23 protein-coding genes and 1 tRNA gene are annotated in these 24,392 nt (G+C 68.9%); 7 read left to right on the forward strand and 17 right to left on the reverse strand.

What is annotated here, in order from left to right; genetic code table 11:
* Positions 1–65 precede the first annotated feature (65 nt).
* The 5 genes from ASF87_RS01605 to ASF87_RS01625 are packed head-to-tail and all read right to left on the reverse strand — an operon-like array spanning position 66 to position 2,921.
* Positions 66–395: a hypothetical protein gene (locus tag ASF87_RS01605; protein WP_056373669.1), complete on the reverse strand. Its 330-nt coding sequence runs from the start codon at positions 393–395 to the stop codon at positions 66–68.
* Between the two features lie 28 nt (positions 396–423).
* Positions 424–768, reverse strand: coding sequence for a TadE family type IV pilus minor pilin (locus ASF87_RS01610; protein ID WP_056373671.1), 345 nt, complete (start codon positions 766–768; stop codon positions 424–426).
* Entirely contained in the window at positions 768–965 is a 198-nt protein-coding gene (locus tag ASF87_RS01615) for a DUF4244 domain-containing protein (protein ID WP_056373674.1), read from the reverse strand. Before ASF87_RS01615 ends, ASF87_RS01610 begins: the two co-directional genes overlap by 1 nt.
* A 52-nt stretch (positions 966–1,017) precedes the next feature.
* Positions 1,018–1,911 (reverse strand): type II secretion system F family protein, encoded by an 894-nt coding sequence (locus ASF87_RS01620; protein WP_056376284.1) that lies wholly within the window; start codon positions 1,909–1,911, stop codon positions 1,018–1,020.
* A complete protein-coding gene (locus tag ASF87_RS01625) occupies positions 1,908–2,921 on the reverse strand; it encodes a TadA family conjugal transfer-associated ATPase (RefSeq protein ID WP_056373677.1) in 1,014 nt (337 codons plus the stop codon). The genes ASF87_RS01620 and ASF87_RS01625 overlap by 4 nt, the downstream gene beginning before the upstream one ends.
* A 412-nt stretch (positions 2,922–3,333) precedes the next feature.
* Between ASF87_RS01625 and acs the strand changes: the two genes are divergently transcribed.
* Positions 3,334–5,301: an acetate--CoA ligase gene (acs, locus tag ASF87_RS01630; RefSeq protein WP_056373679.1), complete on the forward strand. Its 1,968-nt coding sequence runs from the start codon at positions 3,334–3,336 to the stop codon at positions 5,299–5,301.
* Positions 5,302–5,357: 56 nt separating this feature from the next.
* Here acs and ASF87_RS01635 read toward each other — a convergent pair whose 3' ends face one another.
* Together ASF87_RS01635 and ASF87_RS01640 are read right to left on the reverse strand one after the other, a co-directional pair.
* A complete protein-coding gene (locus ASF87_RS01635) occupies positions 5,358–5,816 on the reverse strand; it encodes a RidA family protein (RefSeq protein WP_056373681.1) in 459 nt (152 codons plus the stop codon).
* Positions 5,813–6,037, reverse strand: coding sequence for a hypothetical protein (locus tag ASF87_RS01640; RefSeq protein ID WP_056373683.1), 225 nt, complete (start codon positions 6,035–6,037; stop codon positions 5,813–5,815). The genes ASF87_RS01635 and ASF87_RS01640 overlap by 4 nt, the downstream gene beginning before the upstream one ends.
* A gap of 78 nt (positions 6,038–6,115) precedes the next feature.
* On the opposite strand from ASF87_RS01640, the gene ASF87_RS01645 reads away from it, so the two are divergent.
* The 6 genes from ASF87_RS01645 (at position 6,116) to ASF87_RS01670 (ending at position 11,960) form a co-directional block, all read left to right on the forward strand.
* Entirely contained in the window at positions 6,116–8,704 is a 2,589-nt protein-coding gene (locus ASF87_RS01645) for a transglycosylase domain-containing protein (RefSeq protein ID WP_042539662.1), read from the forward strand.
* Positions 8,701–9,636: a metallophosphoesterase gene (locus ASF87_RS01650; RefSeq protein ID WP_056373684.1), complete on the forward strand. Its 936-nt coding sequence runs from the start codon at positions 8,701–8,703 to the stop codon at positions 9,634–9,636. Before ASF87_RS01645 ends, ASF87_RS01650 begins: the two co-directional genes overlap by 4 nt.
* Before the next feature lie 53 nt (positions 9,637–9,689).
* Positions 9,690–9,766 (forward strand) — tRNA-Pro (locus ASF87_RS01655).
* A 66-nt stretch (positions 9,767–9,832) separates the two neighbouring features.
* Positions 9,833–10,309 (forward strand): VanZ family protein, encoded by a 477-nt coding sequence (locus tag ASF87_RS01660; RefSeq protein WP_056373686.1) that lies wholly within the window; start codon positions 9,833–9,835, stop codon positions 10,307–10,309.
* Positions 10,306–11,061: an HAD-IIB family hydrolase gene (locus ASF87_RS01665; protein ID WP_056373687.1), complete on the forward strand. Its 756-nt coding sequence runs from the start codon at positions 10,306–10,308 to the stop codon at positions 11,059–11,061. The genes ASF87_RS01660 and ASF87_RS01665 overlap by 4 nt, the downstream gene beginning before the upstream one ends.
* A gap of 53 nt (positions 11,062–11,114) precedes the next feature.
* On the forward strand, positions 11,115–11,960 hold the full coding sequence (locus ASF87_RS01670) for a DUF1295 domain-containing protein (RefSeq protein ID WP_056373690.1): 846 nt from the start codon (positions 11,115–11,117) through the stop codon (positions 11,958–11,960).
* 12 nt (positions 11,961–11,972) lie between these two features.
* On the opposite strand, the gene ASF87_RS01675 is transcribed toward ASF87_RS01670, so the two are convergent.
* The 10 genes from ASF87_RS01675 to ASF87_RS01720 all read right to left on the reverse strand — a co-directional run bounded on the left by ASF87_RS01675 (position 11,973) and on the right by ASF87_RS01720 (position 24,391).
* Positions 11,973–13,232: an alpha-hydroxy acid oxidase gene (locus ASF87_RS01675; RefSeq protein WP_056373691.1), complete on the reverse strand. Its 1,260-nt coding sequence runs from the start codon at positions 13,230–13,232 to the stop codon at positions 11,973–11,975.
* A 10-nt stretch (positions 13,233–13,242) separates the two neighbouring features.
* Entirely contained in the window at positions 13,243–13,965 is a 723-nt protein-coding gene (locus tag ASF87_RS01680) for a FadR/GntR family transcriptional regulator (RefSeq protein WP_042539652.1), read from the reverse strand.
* Positions 13,966–14,222: 257 nt separating this feature from the next.
* Complete coding sequence (locus ASF87_RS01685) at positions 14,223–14,876, reverse strand: thymidine kinase (RefSeq protein WP_042539650.1); 654 nt, start codon at positions 14,874–14,876, stop codon at positions 14,223–14,225.
* A 7-nt stretch (positions 14,877–14,883) separates the two neighbouring features.
* On the reverse strand, positions 14,884–16,356 hold the full coding sequence (locus ASF87_RS01690; protein WP_056373693.1) for a malate:quinone oxidoreductase: 1,473 nt from the start codon (positions 16,354–16,356) through the stop codon (positions 14,884–14,886).
* Positions 16,357–16,439: 83 nt separating this feature from the next.
* Positions 16,440–17,510, reverse strand: coding sequence for an aspartate-semialdehyde dehydrogenase (locus ASF87_RS01695; RefSeq protein WP_042539645.1), 1,071 nt, complete (start codon positions 17,508–17,510; stop codon positions 16,440–16,442).
* 268 nt (positions 17,511–17,778) lie between these two features.
* Positions 17,779–19,062 carry an aspartate kinase gene (locus ASF87_RS01700; protein ID WP_056376285.1) on the reverse strand — a complete coding sequence of 428 codons (1,284 nt, stop codon included), beginning with the start codon at positions 19,060–19,062 and terminating at the stop codon, positions 17,779–17,781.
* 202 nt (positions 19,063–19,264) lie between these two features.
* Positions 19,265–20,203 carry a DMT family transporter gene (locus tag ASF87_RS01705; RefSeq protein ID WP_056373695.1) on the reverse strand — a complete coding sequence of 313 codons (939 nt, stop codon included), beginning with the start codon at positions 20,201–20,203 and terminating at the stop codon, positions 19,265–19,267.
* Positions 20,200–20,793, reverse strand: coding sequence for a recombination mediator RecR (gene recR, locus ASF87_RS01710; RefSeq protein WP_056373698.1), 594 nt, complete (start codon positions 20,791–20,793; stop codon positions 20,200–20,202). Before recR ends, ASF87_RS01705 begins: the two co-directional genes overlap by 4 nt.
* Positions 20,793–23,207, reverse strand: coding sequence for a DNA polymerase III subunit gamma and tau (locus ASF87_RS01715; protein WP_200933684.1), 2,415 nt, complete (start codon positions 23,205–23,207; stop codon positions 20,793–20,795). Before ASF87_RS01715 ends, recR begins: the two co-directional genes overlap by 1 nt.
* A 104-nt stretch (positions 23,208–23,311) precedes the next feature.
* Positions 23,312–24,391, reverse strand: a complete 1,080-nt coding sequence (locus tag ASF87_RS01720) for a DUF2207 family protein (protein ID WP_056373702.1) — start codon at positions 24,389–24,391, stop codon at positions 23,312–23,314.
* Position 24,392: the final 1 nt, after the last annotated feature.

The following is a 24,392-nucleotide window of genomic DNA, read 5'->3' on the forward strand; positions in this document are numbered from 1 at the left end:
CACCGCCGTGATGGGTTGGTCACAGTGGTCGCCTGCATTTTCGCCGGAAAGTGCTCGCGCCGCCGTCAGGATCCCTCGGGTGGCCCAGCACGGGCTCGGGAGACGGCAGCGAGTCCAGCGTACGCCGCGTTCACCTGCACAGTCGCCACGAAGCCCTCGACGGCGCACTCGGTGAGGGCCGCGCCTGAGGCCGCCGCGACCCGCGCGGCGAGGGCGCACGGGTCGTCGGCCGTGACGATCGCACCGCTGGCCGCGTCGGCCGCGGCGAGCGCCGCGGCGTCGGCGGCCCCCGCAGCCCGCTGCGCCGTGACGGCGGCTCCCCCGACCGCGGCGAGCCCCAGCGAGAGCACCGCTGCGACCGAGAGAACACCGGCCGCGAGAGCAGAGCCCGCCATCAGCCGCTCTCCGCTGCGATGGTCGACATCAGAGTCCTCCGGAGAGTGCACAGCTGGACGCCTGCAGCGGGATCCGGACGAAGCCGCCGATCGCGACGTCGGCGTGCGCCTTCACGCAGACGAGGTCTCCGGATGAGCTGCTCGACATTCCGGCGCCAGGAACCGCGGTCGACACTGCATGTGAGGCCCGGCCCGCGTCCTCCCCTCGGCCGAGGAGGCGCGCGGCGTCGGCCGATGCGTCCTGGAGCGCGACCTGACGAGCGGCCGCGCCCAGCGCACCGGCCCCGAGCAGAAGAGTGAGGACCACCGCGGGCAGCGCGAGTGCGAGCTCGGCGGCCACCGACCCCCGCTCGCCGTCACGACCGGCGCTCATCACGACACCGTGAGCGCCCGACGCACCAGGTCGGTGAGGATGCCGCGCACCTCATCCGACCTCATGATGACGACGAGCAGCCCGGCGAAGGCCACGGCGGCCATCGTCGTGATCGCGTACTCGGCGGTGGCCGCGCCGCTGTCGTCTCCGAACAGCATCGCGGAACGGCGCCGAGTGAGTGGAGGGAGTGTGTTCATGGGTTCCTTCTTTCTGTGTACGGATGCACGGGCATCCTGTGGTCGGCGGCCGTCAGAGCGGCAGCGGGGTCGAGAGGAGCACGCTCAGCAGCAGCGGAGCGACTCCCAGCAGAAGAAAAGCCGGCAGCGTGCAGACACCGAGCGGGATCAGCAGCGTGGTCGAGAGCTTCGCCGCGCGGAGGCGGCCGTCGATGCGGGACGCGTGCCGCTCCTGCCCGGCGGAGGCGCGGAGGAGTTCGCCTGCCGGCACCCCCGCGGCGTGCGACAGCTCGAGCACCGCGCGGACTCGCGCGTCATCTCCCCGATGAGACGCAGGACTCTCCGCGACGAGGCGCAGGGCCCGATCGATGGAGGCGCCGCCGGAGAGAGCGACGGCGATGAGCTCCGCCTGCATCCCCGGAGTGCCCGGCTCGGGTCGCGCGTTCCGAAGCAGTCGGTTCGTCCAGCCTCGGGCAGCGAACACGAGCAGGAGCCCGGCCGCGACGCAGGCCGCTCCCGCAGGCGCCCCGAAGATGACACCGAGAGTGTCGAAGCCGAGGGCGAAACCGAGCAGCAGACCGGCGAACGGCATCCACAGGAGCAGCCGCGCGGTTCCCGCCGGTTCAGCGAGAGCGATGCGCACATCATCGGCGGCGGACGCGGCGTCGCGAAGCGTCTCCGCGATCATGCGCAGCACCTCGGCCAGAGGCGCCCCGACGGTGGTCGCCACCTCCCACGCCGCAGCGAGGTCTCGCCACGGGCCGCCCTCGGCCTCGATCGCGGCGATGAGCGAGACGCCGCCGTCGACTCGCTCCACCACCGATGCGGCGTGCACGTCGCCGATCGAGGCGAGGTGCCTCCAGGCGACCAACGGCACCGCTCCGGCCTGCAGCAGCACGGCGAGCGTCTGCACCGAGGTCGCCGCGTCTGTTCCGGCGTCGGGGGCGCTTCTCCGTCGAGCGCTCACCACGGTCGCACCTCCTCGATGCCCAGCCGGTCTCCGGTGAGCTCGAGTACCCCCGCCTGCGCGATGCGTCGCCGCCCTCCGGGCGCCCTGTCGAGGTGCAGAACGATCGTGAACGCGCTCACCGCCTGGCGCGCGAGCGCCGTGGCGTCCATGGATGCGAGCGCGCCGAGTGCCTCGAGCCGGGCCGGCACATCGCTGAGACCGCTCGCGTGGAGGGTTCCGGCGCCGCCATCGTGTCCGGTGTTCAGAGCTGTCAGCAGCTCCCTCACCTCCTCGCCTCGGCACTCACCGACCACGAGACGGTCGGGGCGCATGCGCAGCGACTCGCGGACCAGCCGTGCGAGGCTGATGCCGCCGGCGCCCTCGAGGTTCGACTGTCGCGCCTCGAGAGCGACATGGTGGGGGTGCTGCGGGCGCAGCTCGGCGACATCCTCGATCGTGACGATGCGCTCGGAGGTCGGCGCGGCCGACAGCAGCGCCGACAGCAGAGTCGTCTTGCCCGTGCCGGTGCCGCCGGTGATGAGGATGTTGGCGCGCTCAGCCACCAGACCGAGGAGCCAGCTGTGCTGCCTGGCGTCGAAGGCGCCGAGCGCCGCCAACGCATCGAGATCCGCGGCGCGCACTCTGGGCACACGGATCGATAGAGCCGTCCCCGAGGTCGAGATGGGCGCGAGGATGGCATGCACCCGGATGCCGGACTCGAGCCTCACATCGACGCACGGTGCCTGGTCGTCGAGATGGCGACCGCCGAGACCGACGAGCGCGACCGCGAGATCGCGAACCTCCCGCTCGGACGCGCTCCACCCGTGCACCGCCTCGGCGCCGCGCCCCCGGTCGATGAACAGCCCTGAGGCGCCGTTGACGAAGATGTCGGTGACCTCGTCGTCAGCGCAGTGCTCTGCGAGCGGACCGAAGACGGGATCGACCTGCAGCGGCGTGCGACCACCCCGTTCGGCGCCGTCGACGAGAGGCGACGTGCCGCGCGGCTGGATGACGAAAGGATCGGGCATTCCCCGAAGCTAGGCGCCGCGCTCAGCGCGCGACCCCCGCGTCGAGCGGCTCGGACGGCGTCTGTGGGCAACCCCGCCCGGGCGTTCAGCGTGCAGAGCAGGTCGCGAAGACGGACATGAGGAGTGAGCCCGACGTGGGAGCGCTCCCGAAAAAGAGAGGGCGGCATCTCACGGGGGGAATGAGATGCCGCCCACGGCGTCCCTCATGGGGGAATCGGGCACGCCAAGGCCAGAATGATAATTCGGCTGTCGTCGAGTGTACGCAAGGCGACCGTCCTGACAAAACCGGCCGGACTACCTACTTTCGGCAGTATGCGATGTCCCTGCCCGAGGCTAGATTCGCCCTGACCTGATCGCGTGCAGACGCGTTCATGCCCGCACGACCTGCCACGCCGCAAAGGAGCGCCTGCCGATGAGCAGCCAGATCGATCATCTTCTCGATGAGACCCGCCAGTTCCCGCCCTCCGAGGAGTTCGTCGCGCAGTCGGTCTCGTCCCCCGCGCTGTACGAGAACGCGGCTGCAGACCGAGAGGCCTTCTGGGCCGCGCAGTCCGCCGAACTGCTCGAATGGCACAAGCCGTTCACCCGTGTGCTCGACTGGTCGACCCCTCCGTTCGCGAAGTGGTTCGACGACGGCGAGCTGAACGTGGCCTACAACTGCCTCGATCGCCATGTCGAAGCGGGCAACGGCGATCGCGTCGCCCTGCACTGGGAAGGCGAACCGGGCGACTCACGCACCATCACCTACGCGGAGCTCACCGACGAGGTCAAGCGCGTCGCCAACGTGCTCGAGGGCCTCGGCGTCGGCCACGGAGACCGCGTCGCGATCTACCTGCCGATGATCCCCGAGGCGGTCGCGTCGATGCTCGCCGTCGCTCGGGTCGGAGCCATCCACTCGGTCGTGTTCGGCGGTTTCAGCGCCGACAGCCTGCGGTCACGCATCGACGACGCGGGCGCCAAGCTCGTCATCACCGCCGACGGCGGATATCGCAAGGGCCGTGTCTCGGCACTGAAGCCGGCCGTCGACCAGGCCCTCGCGGACCGCGGCGACGGCGAGCAGCAGACCGTCGAGCACGTGCTCGTCGTCAAGCGCGGCGAGAACGAGGTCGACTGGCAGGACGGCCGCGACCTCTGGTGGCATGAGGTGGTTCCGGCCGCGTCGCCCGAGCACACCGCCGAGGCCTTCCCCGCCGAGAACCCGCTGTTCATCCTCTACACCTCGGGCACGACGGGAAAGCCCAAGGGCATCCTGCACACCTCGGGCGGATACCTCACCCAGGCCGCGTACTCGCACAAGTACGTGTTCGACCTGCACCCCGAGACCGACGTCTACTGGTGCACCGCCGACATCGGATGGATCACCGGGCACAGCTACGTCACCTACGGCCCGCTCGCGAACGGAGCGACCCAGGTGATCTACGAGGGCACACCCGACGCCCCGCACCCCGGCCGCTGGTGGGAGATCATCGAGAAGTACAAGGTCTCGATCTTCTACACGGCGCCGACCGCGATCCGCTCGTTCATGAAGATCGGCCGCAGCGTCCCCGCGAAGTTCGACCTGTCGTCGCTGCGTCTGCTCGGCTCGGTCGGCGAGCCCATCAACCCCGAGGCCTGGATCTGGTACCGCGACGTGATCGGTGCGGGCACGACCCCCATCGTCGACACCTGGTGGCAGACCGAGACGGGCGCGATCATGGTCTCGGCGCTCCCCGGCGTCACCGCGACCAAGCCGGGCTCCGCGCAGGTTCCGCTGCCCGGCATCTCGATCGACGTCGTCGATGAGACCGGCGCCGAGGTGGGCAACGGCAACGGCGGCCTCCTGGTGGTCACCGAGCCGTGGCCGAGCATGCTGCGTGGCATCTGGGGCGACCCGGAGCGCTACAAGGAGACGTATTGGGAGAAGTTCGAGAAGCAGGGCTACTACTTCGCAGGCGACGGCGCTCGCCTCGACGACGACGGCGACCTGTGGCTGCTCGGGCGGGTGGACGATGTGATGAACGTCTCGGGTCACCGCCTCTCGACCGCCGAGATCGAGTCGTCGCTCGTCGCTCACGAGGCGACGGCAGAGGCCGCCGTCGTGGGCGCCGCCGACGAGACCACGGGCCAGGCCGTCGTCGCATTCGTGATCATCAAGGAGAGCTATCTCTCGGCGCATGACCCTGCCGGTCTCGCTCAGCAGCTGCGCCTCTGGGTCGGCGAGCAGATCGGTGCGATCGCACGCCCCCGCGACGTGTACATCGTCGGCGAGCTGCCGAAGACCCGCTCGGGCAAGATCATGCGGCGCCTGCTGCGCGACGTCGCTGAGGGCCGCGAGGTGGGCGACACCACGACCCTCGCAGACACCGCCGTGATGAGCATCATCTCGGCTCAGGTCAAATAGGGCCGATGCAGAAACGCCCCCTCCCGATCCGGGAGGGGGCGTTCTTCATGTTCGGGTCAGGCGAGGATGAACGTGACCTCGACCTCGACCGGGCTGTCGAGCGGCAGCACCGGCACGCCGACAGCCGCGCGCGCATGGCGACCGGCGTCGCCGAAGATCTCGCCGAGTACGAGGCTCGCACCATTGATGACGCCGGGCTGGCCGGTGAAGTCGGGCGTGGACGCCACGAACCCGCCAAGCCGCAGCACTCCGCCGATCCGGTCGACCCCGCCGGCGGCATCGGCGGCCGCAGCGAGGGCGTTCAGCGCGCAGGTGCGGGCGTACTCGTTCGCGTCTTCCGCGCTGACCTCGGCGCCGACCTTGCCCGTCGCAGGAAGCTGACCTGCGGTGAACGGCAGCTGACCGGAGGTGTAGACGAGCCCGGCGTGGACGACCGCCGGAACGTAGGCGGCGACGGGTGCCGCCACCGCCGGAAGCTCGATGCCGAGCTCGGTCAGACGCTGAGAGAGGCTCACGCGGCGCCCCCTTCGAACTGGCGCGACGCCTCGGCAGCGGCCGCGAGACCGGCGTTGCCCGCGGCATCCGTCGACACCGGACGCTTGAAGTAGGCCACGAGCCCGCCCTCGGGCCCCTGGATGACCTGCACGAGCTCCCAGCCCTGCTTGCCCCAGTTGTTGAGGATCGCAGCGGTGTTGTGGATCAGCAGCGGGGTGGTGAGGTACTCCCACGTGGTCATGGCTCTCCTGTCTGGCGGCATCCGCGATGGCGGCTGCGTCAAAGGCGGTATTCAGGGAACTCCCCTACGATCTAGCGTATGCCTCAAAAGAATCGCACGGTGAAAGGTGCGCTCGGCGGAGTCCTCGGACTCGTCGGGCTGAGCACCGTCGCCGGTCTCCTCGTCGCGGCCAGCGTCACCCCTGTGCTCGCCATGACCGGTATCGCCGGGTCGCAGGCCCTCACCATCTTCGAGGACCTCCCCGAGAACCTCCAGGTCGGCGCTCCGATGCAGCAGTCCACGATCTACGCGACCGGTCTCGACGGCAACCCCGTCGCTCTGGCGTCGTTCTACGAGCAGAAGCGCATCCCGGTCGCCTACGACCAGGTGGCACCCGTGATGTACGACGCGATCCTCTCGAGCGAAGACAAGAACTTCTACACGCACGGCGGGATCAACCTCGGCGCGACGATCAAGGCCGCAGTCGGGAACGTCGCGGGCACGACCGATCGAGGCGCCTCCACGATCACGCAGCAGTACGTGAAGAACGTCCAGGTTCAGGAGTGCGAACAGGACGTCGACCCCGGAGCCGAGGACTACTCGACGCAGATCGAGCAGTGCTTCCTCGATGCGGCAGTCGCGAAGGGCGGCGAGGGCGTCGAGCGCAAGCTGCAGGAGATGCGCTACGCGTTGAAGATCGAGAAGGAGTACTCGAAGAACGAGATCCTTCTCGGCTACCTCAACATCGCCAACTTCGGCGGGACCATCTACGGCATCGAAGCCGCAGCGAACCGCTACTTCTCGACCACCGCGGCGAACCTCACCCTCGCTCAGGCAGCCACGATCGCCGGCATGGTCCAGGAGCCCAACAGGTTCCGCATCGACCGCCCGGGCGGGATCTGGACCGATGACGCCGGAGTGGCGCACAACGGAGACGCCGACGGCTACAAGGACACGAAGGACCGCAGGGACTACGTCCTCGACCGGATGCTGCTCGACGCCAAGATCACGCAGGCCGCGCATGACGAGGCTGTGGCCACGCCGATCACCCCGGTGCTCAGCGAGCCCCAGCAGGGTTGCGGGGCGGCCGGCGACAACGCCTACTTCTGCCAGTACGTGAAGGCCGTCATCGAGAACGACGAGGCCTTCGGCGCCACCGCGGAGGAGCGTCGTGCGAACCTGCGTCGCGGAGGCATGGAGATCTACACCTCGCTCGACATGCGCGTGCAGCAGACCGCGATCGACGCGGTGAGGTCGCAGGTCCCGCAGGCGATGCCCGGGATCCTGGTCGGCGGCACCGGAGTGTCGGTCGAAGCATCCACCGGTCGCATCCTCGCCATGGCCCAGAACACCGTCTTCAACGAGACCACCGAAGCCAACCTCGCCGCCGGCGAGACCTCACAGGTCTTCGCCGCCGACAAGGCGCACGGCGGCTCGACCTACGGGTTCGAGACCGGATCGACGTACAAGCTCTTCACCCTTCTGAGCTGGCTCGAGTCAGGACACTCGGTGAACCAGGTGCTCGACGGCCGCCTCAAGACCTTCAGCCCCTTCACGAAGTGCGGCGACAGGGTCACGAACAGCGCCAAGATCAACAACTTCGGGAACTCAGGCGGTTCAGTGGGCAGCGTGCGGCAGTTCACTGCGCAGTCGCTGAACACCGGCTTCCTCGCGATGGCCCAGCAGCTCGACCTCTGCGACATCAACGAGGTCGCCAAGAGGCTCGGCGTCCACTACGGCAACGGCGATGACATCACGGTCGGTGGAACCACCTCCAACACTGCCCCGAACGATCCGTTCCCGACAGTCCTCGGCTCGAAGAGCGTGGCCCCGCTGCAGATGGCAGGCGCCTACGCGACTGTCGCCAACAACGGCGTCTACTGCGAGCCGCGCGTGATCGACCGGGTCATCGGTGAGAATGGAGCGGAGATCACGCCTCCTGCGCAGAACTGCTCCCAGCAGCTCACTCCCGAGGTGGCAGCCACCGCGGCGTTCGCACTGCGCGGCGTGATGGAGGGCAACGGCACGGGAACGCGGGCGAACCCGTTCGACGGCACCCAGCTGATCGGCAAGACCGGTACCGCCGAGAAGGAGCACACGATGCTCGTCGAGTCGAGCACCAAGGTCACCACTGCGGTGTGGGTGGGAAACATCGACGGCCGCGTGCCGCTGAACGACTTCCGCAACGGCGATGGCACCCGACTCGGCGACATCCGCTACGGTCTCGCCAGGGCGATCCAGGGAGCTGCGAATGCCGTCTACCCCGCTGACCAGTTCCCCCGGCCCGACGACAAGCTCGTTCGTCAGGTGCTGACGGACGTTCCCGATGTCGTGGGCAAGTCGGTCGGCGAGGCGAGCTCGCTCATCGAGGCAGCGGGCTTCACCGCAGCCGTCGGTCCGGCCGTCGATGGCCCCGCAGGTGACGTGATCATGGCTCAGGACCCGTCCGGACAGGCCCCGAGCGGCGCGACCATCACGATCTCGCCCAGCAATGGCCAGGGTGCGACCGTGCCGGACATCACCGGGCAGTCGAAGTCCGAAGCGCAGAGCGCGCTGTTCGGCGCAGGGTTCTCATCGATCGATTTCGACGGATCGTGCAACGGACAGAACGCCTCCGTGACCTCGACCGACCCGGCAGCGAACACCGCGACCACCAAGAGCACCTCCATCAAGGTCAGCTGCAAGTGACGTCACGCCATGCGGCACACCCGGCCCTCATCGCGCTCGGCGCGGTGGGGGCCGCTGGTGCTGCGGCCGCCGTCTGGGGCATCGGCATCGAGCGCTACCTGTTCACGGTGCGCGAGGCGACGGCATCCGCTCTCGCGCCCGGCTCAGCCCCGCTGCGCGTGCTGCACATCTCGGATGCGCACATGGCTCCGTGGCAGCATCGCAAGCAGGACTGGCTCGCCTCGCTCGCGCAGCTGAAGCCCGATCTCATCATCAACACGGGCGACAACCTGGGGCATCGCGATGGCCTCACGGGCATCCGCCGAGCCTTCGAGCCCCTCGCCGGCATCCCCGGCGTCTTCGTGCACGGCTCGAACGACGTGATCGGCCCGTCGCCGCGCAATCCGATCCGGTACTTCGCGGGCCCGTCGGAGCGACCGCGAGAGCTGAACTTCCTCGACACCGATGCGATGGACGCCTACTTCACCGACGAGCTCGGATGGACGAGTCTGAACAACGCCGCTGCGCGCCTCACGGTCGCCGGCAACCCGCTGGACCTCTTCGGCGTGAGCGACGCGCACTGCGACTGGGATCGCCTCGAAGATCTGCCGGGGGCGATCGACTCCCTCGGACCGCGACCCTCCGACACGACCGTGCTCGGGGTCACCCACGCGCCGTATCAGCGCGTACTGAACGGTTTCGTCGACCTCGGCGCCGACGCGGTCTTCGGCGGTCACACGCACGGCGGCCAGGTCTGTCTGCCGGGATTCGGTGCTCTCGTCGCGAACTGCGACATCCCTCTGAAGCAGGCGAAGGGCCTCAGCACGTGGAGGCAGGGCGACCGCACGGTTCCGCTCAACGTCAGCGCCGGCTGCGGGCACTCGATCTACGCACCGGTGCGATTCGCATGCCGCCCGGAGGCGACGCTGCTCACGCTGACGGCGCGCGGTTGACGCCTCGATTCGGTGCTCAGAGCTTTTCGCTGTAGACTCGGAGGGTTGCAAAACGGGGTGTGGCGCAGCTTGGTAGCGCGCTTCGTTCGGGACGAAGAGGTCGCAGGTTCAAATCCTGTCACCCCGACCAGTAACACCGGAAGGCCGTCCTCACGGGCGGCCTTCTCTGTATCCGTCCCGAGGTGAAAGGCACCGTGTGAGTCGTCTGCTCCCTCCCCCGCGCCGGCTCACCCGCGGTATCGCGCTCGCTCTCGGCATCCCGTTCTTCGTCGGTCTGGCGCTACTCACACTCACGCCCGAGCGCGTCGAGAAGTCGATGCCGAACCTGCTCGATCTCGTGCTCTCCTCCGCACACCGCCTCGGGTGGGAGTCTCTCGATTTCACGAGCCTGGAGATCATCGCCAACGTGCTGGTGTTCGTGCCCATCGGCATCCTCGCTTTCCTCCTCGTACCGCGCCGCTTCTGGCCACTGGCGATCGTGCTCGGACCGGCGCTGTCGCTCTCGATCGAAGTTCTCCAGCGGCTCGTGCTGCCCCACCGTGCGGCCACCCTCACCGACGTGGTCGCGAACTCCGGCGGCGCCCTGATCGGAGTCGCCCTCGCGATCGTCGGCACGCTGCTCTTCGCACCGCGTCTCTCTCAGCATCGCCCGTCTACGCTGGAGGCATCATGACCTCGCCTGCACTCGTCGCCTTCGACCTCGACGACACCCTCGCCCCGTCGAAAGAGCCCATCGACGCGCGAATGGTCTCGCTGCTGCTCGCCTTGCTGCAGAAGGTCGATGTCGCGATCATCTCGGGCGGCAACGAGGCGCAGTTCCGCGCACAGGTGGTCGCTCGGCTCGGAGCAATCGATGACGAGTCCGCCGCACGTCTGCATCTGCTGCCGACCTGCGGCACCCGATACCTGCGGCACGACGGCTCGGACTTCTCACCTCTCTACGCCCACGACCTCACCGCCGAGCAGAAGTCCGACGCCTTCACCGCACTGCGCGAAGAGGCGGAGCGCCTCGGACTCTGGGAGGCGCAGCCCTGGGGCGAGATCGTCGAGGACCGCGGATCTCAGATCACCTTCTCGGCGCTCGGGCAGAAGGCTCCCCGCGAGGCGAAGCACGACTGGGACCCATCGGGTGCGAAACGTGAGGCGCTTCGAGACGCCGTGGCCGCGCGACTCCCCTACCTCGAGGTGCGATCCGGCGGCTCGACCTCGATCGACATCACCCTCGCCGGCATCGACAAGGCGTTCGGCATGAAGCAGCTCGCCGAGCACACGAGCATCCCGCTCGGCTCGATGCTCTTCTACGGCGACCGGCTCGACGAGGGTGGCAATGACTACCCCGTGCTGGCGATCGGAGTGCCCTCCGTGGCCGTGGAGGGCTGGGAGGACACCGCCGACAAGCTCGACGAGCTTCTGCGGACTCTCTGACCCTCGACTTCAGCATCCGCGCACCCCGCGCGGAGGAGTTCTAGCATGTCGGTATGGAACCGCTGCTGATCGTCGTCTGGACCGCGGGCGTCGCGAGCGCGGCGTGCTGGCTGCTCTCGCTCGTGACCCGTGACACCTCCTGGGTGGACCGTGCGTGGTCGATCGTGCCCGTGATCTACCTATGGATCTTCGCGGGATCGGCCATCGCGAGCGGCGAGGACGCTGGTCGCCTGGTGCTGATGGCATCCCTCGTGACCGCGTGGGGTGTGCGGCTGACGTTCAACTTCGCCCGCAAGGGCGGGTACACCGGCATGGAGGACTACCGATGGGCGATCCTGCGGCGCCGGATGAAGCCCTGGCAGTTCCAGATCTTCAATCTGCTGTTCATCGTCGGGTACCAGATGACGCTGCTCGTGCTGATCACTCTTCCCGCCGAGATCGCGCTGCGGAACCCCGCCCCGCTGAACGCGTGGGACCTCGTCTTCGGCCCCCTCTTCCTCGCGCTGCTGGTCGGCGAGACGCTCGCCGACCGCGAGCAGTGGGAGTTCCACCGGCGAAAGAAGCAGGCCGGTGGCACACTCGCCCCTGGCTTCGCCACGGAGGGGCTGTTCCGTTACAGCCGCCACCCCAACTTCTTCTTCGAGCAGAGCCAGTGGTGGGTGCTCTACGCGATCGGGGCGAGCGCCGCCGTGGCATCGGGCTCAGGCTTTCTCGGCGGCGCGATCAACTGGACGATCATCGGCCCGATCCTGCTCAGCGTCCTGTTCGTCGGGTCGACGATCTTCACCGAGTCCATCACTGCAGGAAAGTACCCGGCGTACGCCGACTATCGCCGCAGCACGTCGATGCTCATCCCCTGGCCGCCGCGAGCGCGGCCGGTCACCGAGCCCGCGGCCTGACTCAGAAGGATGTCAGCGCACCACCGCGTCGGAGGCCGTGCGCGTCACCGGCACGAGGCGCGTGAGCTGCGTGACGTGCGACGGCTCGAGCTCGGCGAGCGAGGCGACGCCCAGAAGCCGCATGGTGCGCTCGATCTCGGTGCGCAGGATGTCGATCGTCCGATCGACACCCGCACGCCCACCCGCCATGAGGCCGTAGAGATAGGCGCGACCGATCAGAGTGAAGTCCGCACCGAGCGCGACCGCCGCCACGATGTCCGCGCCGTTCATGATCCCGGTGTCGACCATGACGGTGAAGTCGTCGCCCACCGCCCTGCGGACCTCGGGAAGGAGGTGGAACGGGATGGGCGCGCGGTCGAGCTGGCGCCCGCCGTGGTTGGAGAGCACGATTCCGTCGACGCCGGCGTCACGCAGCCGCATCGAGTCCTCGACGTTTTGCACTCCCTTGATCACGATTTTCCCGGGCCAGATGTCGCGGATCACGGCGAGGTCGTCGTAGCTGATGGTCGGGTCCATGGCGGCGTCGAGCAGCTCGCCGACCGTGCCGCCGGTGGTGCTCAGCGAGGCGAACTCGAGCTTGGGCGTCGTGAGGAAGTCGTACCACCACCATGGCCGAGGGATCGCGTTGATGATCGTGCCGAGAGTCAGCTGCGGCGGGATGCTGAAGCCATTGCGCTTGTCACGCAGCCGCGCGCCGGCGACAGGCGTGTCGACCGTGAACTGCAGGGTGTCGAAGCCCGCTGCCGCTGCACGACGGGTGAGCTCGTACGAGATCTCACGATCGCGCATGACGTATAGCTGGAACCAGTTGCGGCCGTGCGGGTTGGCGGCCTTGACGCCCTCGATCGACGTCGTACCGAGCGTCGACAGCGTGAACGGGATGCCAGCCGCGGCTGCGGCCCCCGCACCGGCGACCTCGCCCTCGGTCTGCATGAGACGCGTGAACCCGGTCGGGGCGATGCCGAACGGCAGCGCCGACGGGCCGCCGAGGATGTCGACCGAGGTATCCACCGACGGAGCCGGACGAAGGATACCGGGGTGGAACTCCACGTCCTGGAACGCCTGCCGAGCACGCGTGAGCGACAGCTCGCCCTCGGCCGCGCCGTCGGTGTAGTCGAACGCCGCCTTCGGGGTGCGACGCTTCGCGATCGTGCGGAGGTCGTCGATCGTGAGCGCCGAGTCGAGACGGCGCTTCTTGCCGTTGAACTCGGGCTTCTTGAACTTCATCAGGTCGAGAAGCTCTGCGGGGTTGGGAACCTGGCGCTGGACCATGGCCTTCCTCTCAGTCAGTGGGTCGGGTGCTGCGGGTCAGCCCCGCCGCGGTGTAGTAGCCGGTGATGTGTGCGCGCACGAGGGACCGGGCCGTCGTGGCGTCGCCCGCTTCGATGGCGTCGATGATGGCCCGGTGCTCGGCGCGGAGGACGTCAGCCATGGCGCCCCAGTCGTCGATCGCGGCGGCGCCCTGCTGCACGTACGACTCGATGGCCGTGCGCAGCCCCGCCATGATCGCCGCGACCACAGTGTTACCGCTGGACTCGGCGAGTGCGAGGTGCAGCTGTGCGTCGAGCGCGAGGAACTCGGCGGGCGTGAGCGCGTGGGCGTCCATCGCCTCGAGCACTCGGTGCGCGCCGACGAGATCGGGGGCATCCTGACCTGCCAGCGCGGCGGCCACCGCGTCTTCGAGCAGCAGACGGGTCTGCACCACATCCGCGAGCGGGAATCCCTGTGCGGCGACCTGGAGACGCAGCAGCGTCGACATGCCGCCGGTCGGCGTGGCGATCACGATCGCACCGGACTGCGGCCCTGAGCCGGTGGACGTGCGGATCAGGCCCATCACCTCGAGCACGCGCAGCGCCTCGCGAACGCTGGAGCGGCCGACCCCGAGGTCGGCGGCGAGGTCGCGTTCGGAGGCGAGTCGGTCGCCGGGACCGATTCGCCCGTCGAGGAGATCTCGCTCGACGTGCTCGAGCACGAGGCGCCAGGCGCGTGCAGGCTGCTCCGGCATCCGCTCTCCTCGTCGTTCGCGTTCGGACGCGTCATCTGCGCGCCACGTGTGGTCTGACCACAGTAGCGCGTGCGGTCAGACCACGCAATCGCCGTTCACAATTCAGCAGGAACACCGCAATCGGGGCCGCAACGGGCCGCCGCACGTGATTCCGCGGGAGCTCATGCTGAACTGTGGACGGCAGCCCGTCGTCACGGCACACAGAACCAGCGCACAGCGTCCACCGGACGCGCTGCGCCGAGTTGTCGAGCGGGCTCTCAGCCCAGGCGCCCGCCGGACTCCTCGAGGTAGCACGCACCGCACAGCGACTCGTACGTGGTGATCTCCGGCGCCGCCGACCCGTCGGCGCCCTCGTCGATGGCGACCTGATCGCCGTCGAAGACGAAGCGCCCGCCGACCACCCGGCCGTTGAAGACGGCCTTGCGCCCGCAGCGGCAGATCGTCTTCAGCTCTTCGAGAGAGTGCGCGATGGCGAGCAGCCGCGCGGAGCCGGGGAACGCGTGGGTGAGGAAGTCGTTGCGGATCCCGTAGGCGATCACCGGGATGCCGTCTTCGATCGCGATGCGGAAGAGATCATCGACCTGCTCAGAGGTGAGGAACTGCGCCTCATCGATCAGGAGGCACGCGACGTCGAGCGCTCCACCTGTGAGGTGCTCGCCTGCAGCCGCGCTGCGCACGGCCGTCCGGTGCTCGGCGAACAGCGCGCGGGCGTCGACATCGGGGGCGATGAGGAAGTCGACCTCTCGGGTGACGCCCAGACGGCTCGCGATCTCGGATGCGCCCTTGGTGTCGATCGCAGGCTTCGCGAGCAGCACATGCTGACCGCGCTCCTCGTAGTTGTACGCGGCCTGGAGCAGCGAGGTGGACTTGCCCGAGTTCATCGCCCCGTAGCGGAAGTAGAGCTTCGCCACCGGGGAGCTACTCGTTGATGCCGAGAGTGGCCGCTGTCGCCGCGGTGGACTTCGCCGCCAGCTCTGGATCCTTGTTCAGCTGCTCGCCGAATGTGGGGATCAGCTCACGCAGCTCGGACTCCCACCCGGGGTACTCATCCGGGAAGCACTTCTTGAGCAGGTCGAGCATGATCGGCACGGCAGTGGAGGCACCGGGCGACGCACCGAGCAGACCGGCGATCGAGCCGTCCGCGGCCGATACGACCTCGGTGCCGAACTGCAGGATGCCGCCCTTCTTGGGATCCTTCTTCATGACCTGGGCGCGCTGACCGGCGTCGATGAGGGTCCAGTCCTCGTCCTTCGCGGTCGGCATGAACGTGCGCAGGCTGTCGACCTTCTTCGCATGGTTCTTCAGCAGCTCCCCCACCAGGTAGGTGATGAGGTCGGGGTTCGCGAAGGCGACCCGCAGCATCGGCCACAGGTTGTGCGTGCGCACCTGCGACACGATGTCGAGCATCGAGCCGTTCTTGAGGAACTTGGGGCTGAACGTCGCGAACGGCCCGAACATCAGCGATGCCTCGCCGTCGACCACACGCGTGTCGAGGTGCGGCACCGACATGGGCGGTGCTCCGACGGACGCCTGCGAGTAGACCTTGGCCTTGTGCTGGGCGACGATCTTCGGGTTGGAGGTCTTGAGGAACTGCCCGCCGATCGGGAACACGCCGTACCCCTTGATCTCGGGGATGCCCGAGCGCTGCAGCAGCTTGAGAGCCCAGCCGCCCGCGCCGACGAACACGAAGCGCGCCTTGATCTGGTTCGGCGTGCGCCCGATGGTCGTGCGGTAGTTGATGAGCCAGGTGCCGTCCTTCTGCTTCTTCAGACTCTTGACCTCATGGTTGGTGCGCAGCGTCACACCCGATTCCGTGAGGTGATCGAACAGCTGGTGCGTCAGCGCACCGAAGTCGACATCGGTGCCCGCGGGCACCCGAGTGGCGGCGAACGGCTCGCCCTTGCGGCGCTGCTGCATCAGCAGCGGCGCCCACTTGTTGATGACGCGCGAATCCTCGCTGTACTCGATGCCGTCGAAAAGCGGCTGCTTCTTGAGGACCTCGTAGCGGTCCTTGAGGTACTTGACGTCCTTCTCACCGCGGACGAACGTCATGTGCGGAGTCGCGTTGATGAAGGTCGACGGGGCGTCGAGCACTCCCCTGTCGACCAGCGTCGACCAGAACTGGCGGCTCTGCTGGAACTGCTCGTTGATCGAGACGGCCTTGGCCGGGTCGAGCGGAGCGTCCTTCTGCTGCGGCATGTAGTTCAGCTCGCAGAGGGCTGCGTGGCCTGTGCCCGCGTTGTTCCAGGGGTTGGACGACTCCTGAGCCACATCGGAGAGTCGCTCGAAGGCGACGATCTTCCAATCCGGCTGCAATTCGTGCAGCAGGGTACCCAGGGTGGCGCTCATGATGCCACCACCGATCAAGACGACATCGACGGTTTCGGTCACCGGAACAGTCTAGTTCGAGGTCACGGCACTGCTGACCACGCGGGCCGGCCTGACCAGACCGGTTCCGCATGACGGAGATGCGGTCAGGCTATGACGGCCAGGCGCTCGGCGAGGATTTCGGCGATCTGCACGGCATTCAGCGCCGCGCCCTTGCGCAGGTTGTCGTTGCTGATGAACAGCACGAGACCCTTGTTCTCGGGTGCGGACTGGTCGGCGCGGATGCGGCCCACGAAGCTCGGGTCCTTGCCCGCGGCCTGCAGCGGGGTGGGCACCTCTTCGAGGACGACGCCGGGCGCTGCCGACAGCACCTCGGTAGCGCGCTCGGGGGTGATGTCTCTCGCGAACTCGACGTTGATCGAGAGGGAGTGGCCCGTGAAGACCGGCACACGCACGCAGGTGCCGGCGACGCGCAGATCGGGAAGCTCGAGGATCTTGCGGCTCTCGTTGCGCAGCTTCTTCTCTTCGTCGGTCTCGTTCTGGCCGTCGTCGACGAGGTTGCCCGCGAACGGGATGACGTCGAAGGCGATCGGGGCGATGTACTTCTCGGGCTCGGGGAAGTCGATGGACGAGCCGTCGTGCACGAGACGCAGTGTGTCGCCCTGAGCGAGCACGCCCTCGACCTGGCCGAGGAGCTCCTGCGCACCGGCGAGACCGGAGCCTGAGACGGCCTGGTAGGTCGAGACGATGAGCCGCTCGAGGCCGGCTTCGGCATCCAAGGCCTTCAGCGCCGGCATCGCGGCCATCGTGGTGCAGTTCGGGTTCGCGATGATGCCGCGAGGGCGGTCGTCGATCGCATGCGGGTTGACCTCGCTGACGACGAGCGGAACCTCGGGGTCGTTGCGCCAGGCGCTGGAGTTGTCGACGACGACGGCTCCGGCCTCGGCGAATCGCGGAGCGTACGCCCGGCTGGCGGTCGCACCGGCCGAGAAGAGGGCGATGTCGATGCCCCCGGCATCCGCGGTCTCGACGTCTTCGACGATGACCGTCGCTCCGCCGAACTCGATCGCCGTGCCCGCAGAGCGCGACGACGAGAACAGGCGCAGCTCGCGGATCGGGAAGGATCGCTCGATGAGAATCTCGCGCATCACGGTGCCCACCTGGCCGGTGGCGCCCACGATGGCGACGGAGAGTCCTGAGTCGGAGATGCGGGTCATGATGTTCCTTGGCGTCGTGCAGTGCTGCATGCGAGGCTTCGGGCGCGACGTCGGGGTGCGGATGCCGCGCCTGGCGCCGATGTCAGGGTTTCGGTGAGTCTATCGTGCCGTGCGCCGGTCGAGGACCGTCGAGGCCGCCAACCCGCTGGCCGGCGGCCGTACGGCCGGCTGGCTGGCGTGGTACGACCGGCTGGACGATTCCCGCCCGGCGGTCAGCACCCAGGCGGAGCGTCAGCCCGGCGGGGATATCCCCGCCGTCCGTGCTCGATCAGCGGCCGGTGCCGGCGTGGACGGTCGCCTCGGCGTCGCCGTCGAGTCCGTACGCGGTGTGCACGGTGCGGGCGGCCTCGGCCAGGTCTGTGTCTCGGAGCACGACCGAGATGCGGATCTCGGAGGTCGAGATCATCTCGATGTTGATGCCCCCGGCCGACAGCGCTTCGAACAGCACCGCCGAGACACCGGAGTGCGTGCGCATGCCGGCGCCCACGACCGACAGCTTGCCGATCTGGTCGTCGTGCACGAGGTTCTGGAAGCCCACCTCGGTCTGCTCTCCCGCGAGCGCCTTGAGCGCCGCGGCCGAGTCGGCCTTGGGAACCGTGAACGAGATGTCGGTGCGGCCGGTGGCCGACACGTTCTGCACGATCATGTCGACGTTCGCGCCCGACTTGGCGACGATCTTGAAGATCTCCGCGGCCTTGCCCGGAACGTCGGGGACGCCCGCGACAGTGATCTTGGCCTGGCCGAAATCGGTGGCGACACCGGCGACGATCGGTTCTTCCATGGCTGCTGCTCCCTCGGCTTCGCGAGGGTTCTTCATGCCCTCGCCCAGAACGTATGTGCCCTCGGACGACGAGAACGTCGAACGGGCGTGAATCAGGACGCCGTGACGGCGTGCGTACTCGACGGCGCGGATGTAGAGCACCTTGGCCCCGTTGGCGGCGAGTTCGAGCATCTCCTCGCTGCCGATGTGGTCGAGCTTCTGCGCCTTCGGGATGACGCGGGGGTCAGCCGTGAAGATTCCGTCGACGTCGCTGTAGATCTCGCAGACATCCGCATCGAGGGCCGCGGCCAGAGCGACGGCCGTCGTGTCGGAGCCGCCACGACCGAGCGTGGTGATGTCGCGGGTGTCGCGGTTGAAGCCCTGGAACCCGGCGACGATGACGATCGCCCCCTCGTCGAGGGCCTCGCGCAGGCGGACGGGCGTGACGTCGACGATGCGCGCCGCGCCATGCTGCGAGTCGGTGATCATTCCGGCCTGGCTGCCGGTGAACGAACGCGCCTCGAACCCCATCGAGTGGATGGCCATGGCGAGCAGCGCCATCGAGATGCGCTCACCGCTCGAGAGCAGCATGTCGAGCTCGCGCGGGGCGGGGATCGGCGCGACCTCGTTGGCGAGGTCGAGCAGCTCGTCGGTCGTGTCGCCCATCGCGCTCACGGCGACGACGACGTCGTGCCCCGCTCGTCGCGTGTCCACGATGCGCTTGGCGACGCGCTTGATGCTCTCTGCGTCGGCGACTGAGGAGCCGCCGTACTTCTGCACGATGAGGGCCACGTTCACTCCCTGGGATGTCGGGCGGATCCGCCCACCCTCATTCTACGATCGGCGCATATGCGCTTCGTCGCATGTGACGCTGCGGGCGAAGTCAGGGGTGGGCCGGCACAGCTTCGGACCTCGTGACGTAGAGGTCGGTCTCCGGAGTCACGCCGCGGCGCGTCGGCCGCGGCATCCGAAGTCGTGCTCGGCGGCGAAGAGGTCAGGGAGCCGGCGGGAGTGGTGTGACGGCCAGAGCGGGGCCGGCGGATGCCTGCGGGCGGAGGCGTCCGCCCGTGGCGGCGAACCAGCAGCCCACGATGATGAGCGGGAATCCGAGGAGCAGTCCCGGGGTCAGGGGCTCGGCGAGGACGATCGCACCGAGGACGATCGCCACGACCGGGTTGACGTAGGTGAACAGCGGCGCACGAACAGGGCCGACCTCACGAATGAGCGCGAAGAAGGCCAGGAAGGCGACAGCGGTGCAGATGACGGCCAGCGCCAGGAGCGCGAAGATCGAGGGAAGCGTGGGCACCTCGTGCTGCGTGAGCAGACCGATGGGCAGATAGATCACGCCGATCATGAGCAGGGACAGCGTGATGGTGCCGAGCGAGGGGACGTCGTTCAGCTTGCGCGCGACGATGAAGGGCGCGATCGCATAGAGGATGGCGACCAGCAGCACCTCGCCGGCCGCGAGCACACTGACCTCGCCGCCGAAGAGTCCTGGGCCGGCGACGACGATCGCGACGCCGACGAAGCCCACGAGAAGACCGATTCCGCGCGCCGGGCGCAGCACGCCCCGGTCTCCTCCGCCCAGGGCGATGAGGGCGGCGAACAGCGGCACCGTGGCGACGAGGAGACCGGTCATGCCGGAAGGCAGGGTCATCTCGGCGTGGCCGAGCAGCACGAACGGGCCGGCCATCTCGACGAGCCCGAAGGCGAGGACCCAGGGCCAGTGCTTCCACGCCGCTCTCAGTGCACCGCCTCGGAGGGCGAACGGCAGCAGCAGCAGGGCCGCGATGAGGGTGCGCCCAGCGACGATGGCGGGAGGCGAGAGCGACTCGACCGCGATGCTGATGAACAGGTAGGGCACACCCCACAGCAGCGCCATGGCCCCGAAGAGCAGCCAGCCGCGTCGTGTGAAGCCGCCCTGGGTGCTCACAGCACGCGCCGGCCCTCGAATGCGCGGCCGAGGGTGACCTCGTCGGCGTACTCGAGGTCGCCGCCGACCGGAAGGCCGGAAGCGAGGCGGGACACCGTGATCTGCATGGTGGTGAGCAGGCGGCTGAGATAGCTGGCCGTCGCCTCACCCTCGAGGTTGGGGTTCGTCGCGAGGATGACCTCTTGCACCGTGGCATCGGCGAGACGAGTCATCAGCTGCGCGATGCGCAGGTCGTCCGGCCCGATGCCGGCGATCGGGCTGATCGCACCACCGAGCACGTGGTAGAGGCCACGGAACTCGCGGGTGCGTTCGATCGCGGCGACGTCCTTCGCGTCTTCGACCACGCAGATGAGAGCGGTATTGCGTCGGGGATCGCGGCAGATCGCACAGCGATCCTGCTCTGAGACGTTGCCGCAGATCTCGCAGAAACGCACCCGCACCCGCACCTCGACGAGAAGCTCGGCGAGCCGTGCGACGTCGAACGTCGGCGTCTGCAGGATGTGGAATGCGATGCGCTGCGCGGACTTGGGGCCGATTCCGGGGAGCCGGCCGAACTCGTCGATCAGCTCCTGGACGATTCCGTCATACATCAGGAGAACCTCGTCGGGGGCTCGTAGGGCTCTTCGCGAACGAACGTCGCGCCGAGCACCTGGCGGATCACGGCCTCACCGTAGCGCTGGACTCCCCCGGCGGGGGTGCGCTCGGTGATCACCGGGGCTGCTGCGGCCGAAGCCACTCTGCGCGCCGGGGCTGCCTGCACTGGCGTCTGCCCCGCGGATGCGGAGGGAGACGCCGACTGCCCGCGGGCGGCCGCCGGTGCGGCGTGCGACGTCGGCGCAGGCTCGTAAGACGGGTCGTAGGGCGGCTCGTCGTCGAAATAGGGCGGCTCGTCGTCGAGGGGAGGCGGCGGCTCGTCTCCTCCGGAGGGCCGATCGTCGCCGGGGGTCGTCGGCCTCGCCATCGGCGCTGAGGCAGGAGCGGCCTGCGCGGTCGTCGCCGCGGCGGGTGCCGGAACTGCCGCCGGCACGGGCACCGCGACCTCGGATGCCGGAATCGACGCGACCGCCCACTCGGTCACCGGAGCGGCTGACGCACCGTGTGCCTGAGGTGGCGACGTCCGAGCAGCGGGCGTCTCAGCGCGCTGTACGTCAGCAGAAGAAGTCTGCGGAGGCGAGGGCTGAGCGCGCTGTGAACCCGCTGACGCAGGCTCCGATGCGGGCGCGTCATCTGTCGGGCGCGCCGCCGAGGGCGACGAGGGCTGGCGAGGCGCACCACCCGCGGGCATCGGCGCAGGCAGGTACTTGACGCGCACACCGAGTTCCTGCTCGATGGCTCCGCGCAGATGGTCGGACGGACCGGAACCCGGCGTCGTCCCCTTGAACTTCGCCACGTCGTGCTGGCTGGCGAAGCCGAGGGTGAGCACCTCGGTCTCTGTGACGAACGCGAGTGGCTGCACGGCGGTGGCCAGCAGCCACGACGTGCGGCTGACGCTCTCGAGTCGCTTGAGCACGGCCGGCCAGGCGGCGGTGATCTGCTCGAACGCGACCGGCCCCGACGGCGGGACTGTGTCGGGGGTCGGTGCGGCCGGCGGCGTCGATGTCGCGTCACCCGATGCCGCGGGCTCGGCGTCCGCGTTCTCGACCACCGCGTTCTCGACCACCGCGGTCTCGGCCACGGCGTCCGACCCGACGTCAGCAGACCCGACGTCGGCCGACTCGGCGACGTGCTGGGTCCCGGCAGCGGGCGCACCGGCCGCAGCGGGCTGGACAGCCGAAGCACGCGGAGCGGCAGCGGGCTGAGTCCCCGCAGCAGGAGGAACCGTCGCGCGTGCCGGTGCCGCGGAGGCACTCTGCGCGGACGGGACGGCGGCGGCCGTCTCCGCTCCCCCTCCTGAGGCGAGGACACGAGCGACCATCAGCTCGAGGTGCAGTCGGGGCGACGTCGCGCCCGACATGTCGTCGAGAGCGGCGCTGACGATGTCGGCCGTGCGCGACAGCCGCGCCGATCCGAAGGAGTCCGCCTGGGTGCGCATGCGAGCGAGCTCGTCGTCGGCGATGCCGCGAAGCACGGAGGATGCCCCGGCGCCGACCGCGGCGATCACGATGAGGTCGCGCAGGCGTTCGAGCAGGTCGTCGACGAAACGACGGGGGTCCTGGCCGGTCTGCACAACACGGTCGATCGCGGGGAACGCCGCGGCCGCGTTGGCGGCGGCGAGCGCGTCGACGATCTCGTCGAGCAGCGCCGCGTGCGTGTAGCCGAGGAGAGCGACCGCGCGCTCGTAGGCGACGGTCACCGTCTCGGAGCCCGCGGGCGAATCGGACCCGGCGATCAGCTGGTCGAGCAGCGACAGCGTGTCTCGCGGCGAGCCGCCCCCTGCCCGAACCACCAGGGGCAGCACACCGCGCTCAGCGACCACGCCCTCTTCGCCGCACAGCTTCTCGACGTACTCGAGCATCGCGGCCGGCGGCACCAGGCGGAACGGGTAGTGGTGCGTGCGCGAGCGGATGGTGCCGAGCACCTTCTCGGGCTCGGTCGTCGCGAAGATGAACTTGACGTGCTCCGGCGGCTCTTCGACGAGTTTGAGGAGAGCGTTGAACCCCTGCGGCGTCACCATGTGCGCCTCGTCGAGGATGAAGATCTTGTAACGGTCGCGGCTGGGAGCGAACGTCGCCCGCTCGCGCAGGTCGCGGGCGTCGTCGACGCCGTTGTGGCTGGCCGCATCGATCTCGACGACGTCGAGTGATCCGCCGCCGGCGCGCGAGAGCTCGACGCAGCTCGGGCACGTGCCGCAGGGCACATCGGTCGGCCCCTCCGCGCAGTTGAGGCAGCGGGCGAGGATGCGCGCAGACGTCGTCTTTCCGCACCCACGGGGTCCGGAGAACAGGTACGCGTGGCCGACACGGTCGCCACGGAGGGCCGTCATCAGAGGTTCGGTCACCTGGGACTGCCCGATCATCTCGCCGAACGACTCGGGGCGGTAGCGGCGGTAGAGGGCTGTGGTCACCAGAACAGCCTACGGCGTGCCACGGACGTTCCGGCAGCCGGGCGCCGACGATCGTGCGGGTGATCCCCGACGCGCCGCTCAGGCTGCCGAAGAGCAGCGCGGAATCATGAAGACACGGCCTCGAAGACGCCGCCGACGACCTCGACGACCCCGCCTGTCGCGTCGACGAGCTCGCCGACCGCGCTCACGAGATGCACGACGCCGCCCACCAGCTCGATCACGTCGATCACGGCCCCCGCCACCTCCATGGCACCATCGATCCCCTCGGCGACGCGCAGCTCCCGCGACTCGGTCTGCAGCACAGCCGTCCACGATCGTTCGAGGCCGAAGAGCACCGCATAGGGCAGCAGTCGCTCGTTGAGCAGGAACCTCTGGAGTCGTGCGCTCGAGGCCTCAGGAGAGACATCCGCCCTCAGCTCTGCTCCCCCGGCGGATTGCGAGAACCGCAGCGGCTCCGCCTCGGCGAGGGCGATGTACTCGCGCATCCCGGCGAGATGCGCGCGCATCGGCTGCGCGGCCGGGCGGAATCGGCGCCACGGCCGCGGTGCGACCGCGATGGCGGCGATCGCGACGATCAGACCGGCGATCAGCACCACGTAGAGCGCGGCTCCCGGTTCGCTCACCGCCCAGGCGGCGACGAGCAGGAGCAGGCAGACCGCGATCACCAGCACGGCAGCGACGCGGATCAGGAACGTGGCCCACCCGCGTCGTCCCCGGGCGATGAGCCCCGCGGACGCGAGTCGCTTCTCCGTCTCGTCGAGGACTCCGCGCACTCGGCGGTGCAGCGCCCGAGCATCCGAGCTGAACCGTCGCACTCGCCCCGGAGTGTGATCCGGACCGAACAGCGCCTCGAGGACGCTGAGCTCCTCGGGCGTGAACGTCGCGCCGTCGACGATCTCCATGCCGACAGGCGCACGCTTTCGCGACCCGCCCGACTCCGCCGCATCTGCATCGACCAGCAGCCGCACCTTGCGGCGCACGGCCAGGTCGATCAGAGCGGCGGCGACCGCCTTCCGATCCGCATTCAGCAGCAGTGCGTCGTACAGCACGGTCGCGCCCTCTGCGGGCGTGAACCGCGCCCCGGGCGACGCCACGCGCTGCGCGGAGCGCGCCCGCTCGACCACGGCGAGCACCAGCAGGAGCAGCGCGGGCGCCAGCCCGAACAGCGCTGCAGTGATCAGCACC

The sequence above is a fragment of the Microbacterium sp. Leaf161 genome (genome assembly GCF_001423645.1).
Lineage (GTDB): Bacteria > Actinomycetota > Actinomycetes > Actinomycetales > Microbacteriaceae > Microbacterium > Microbacterium forte.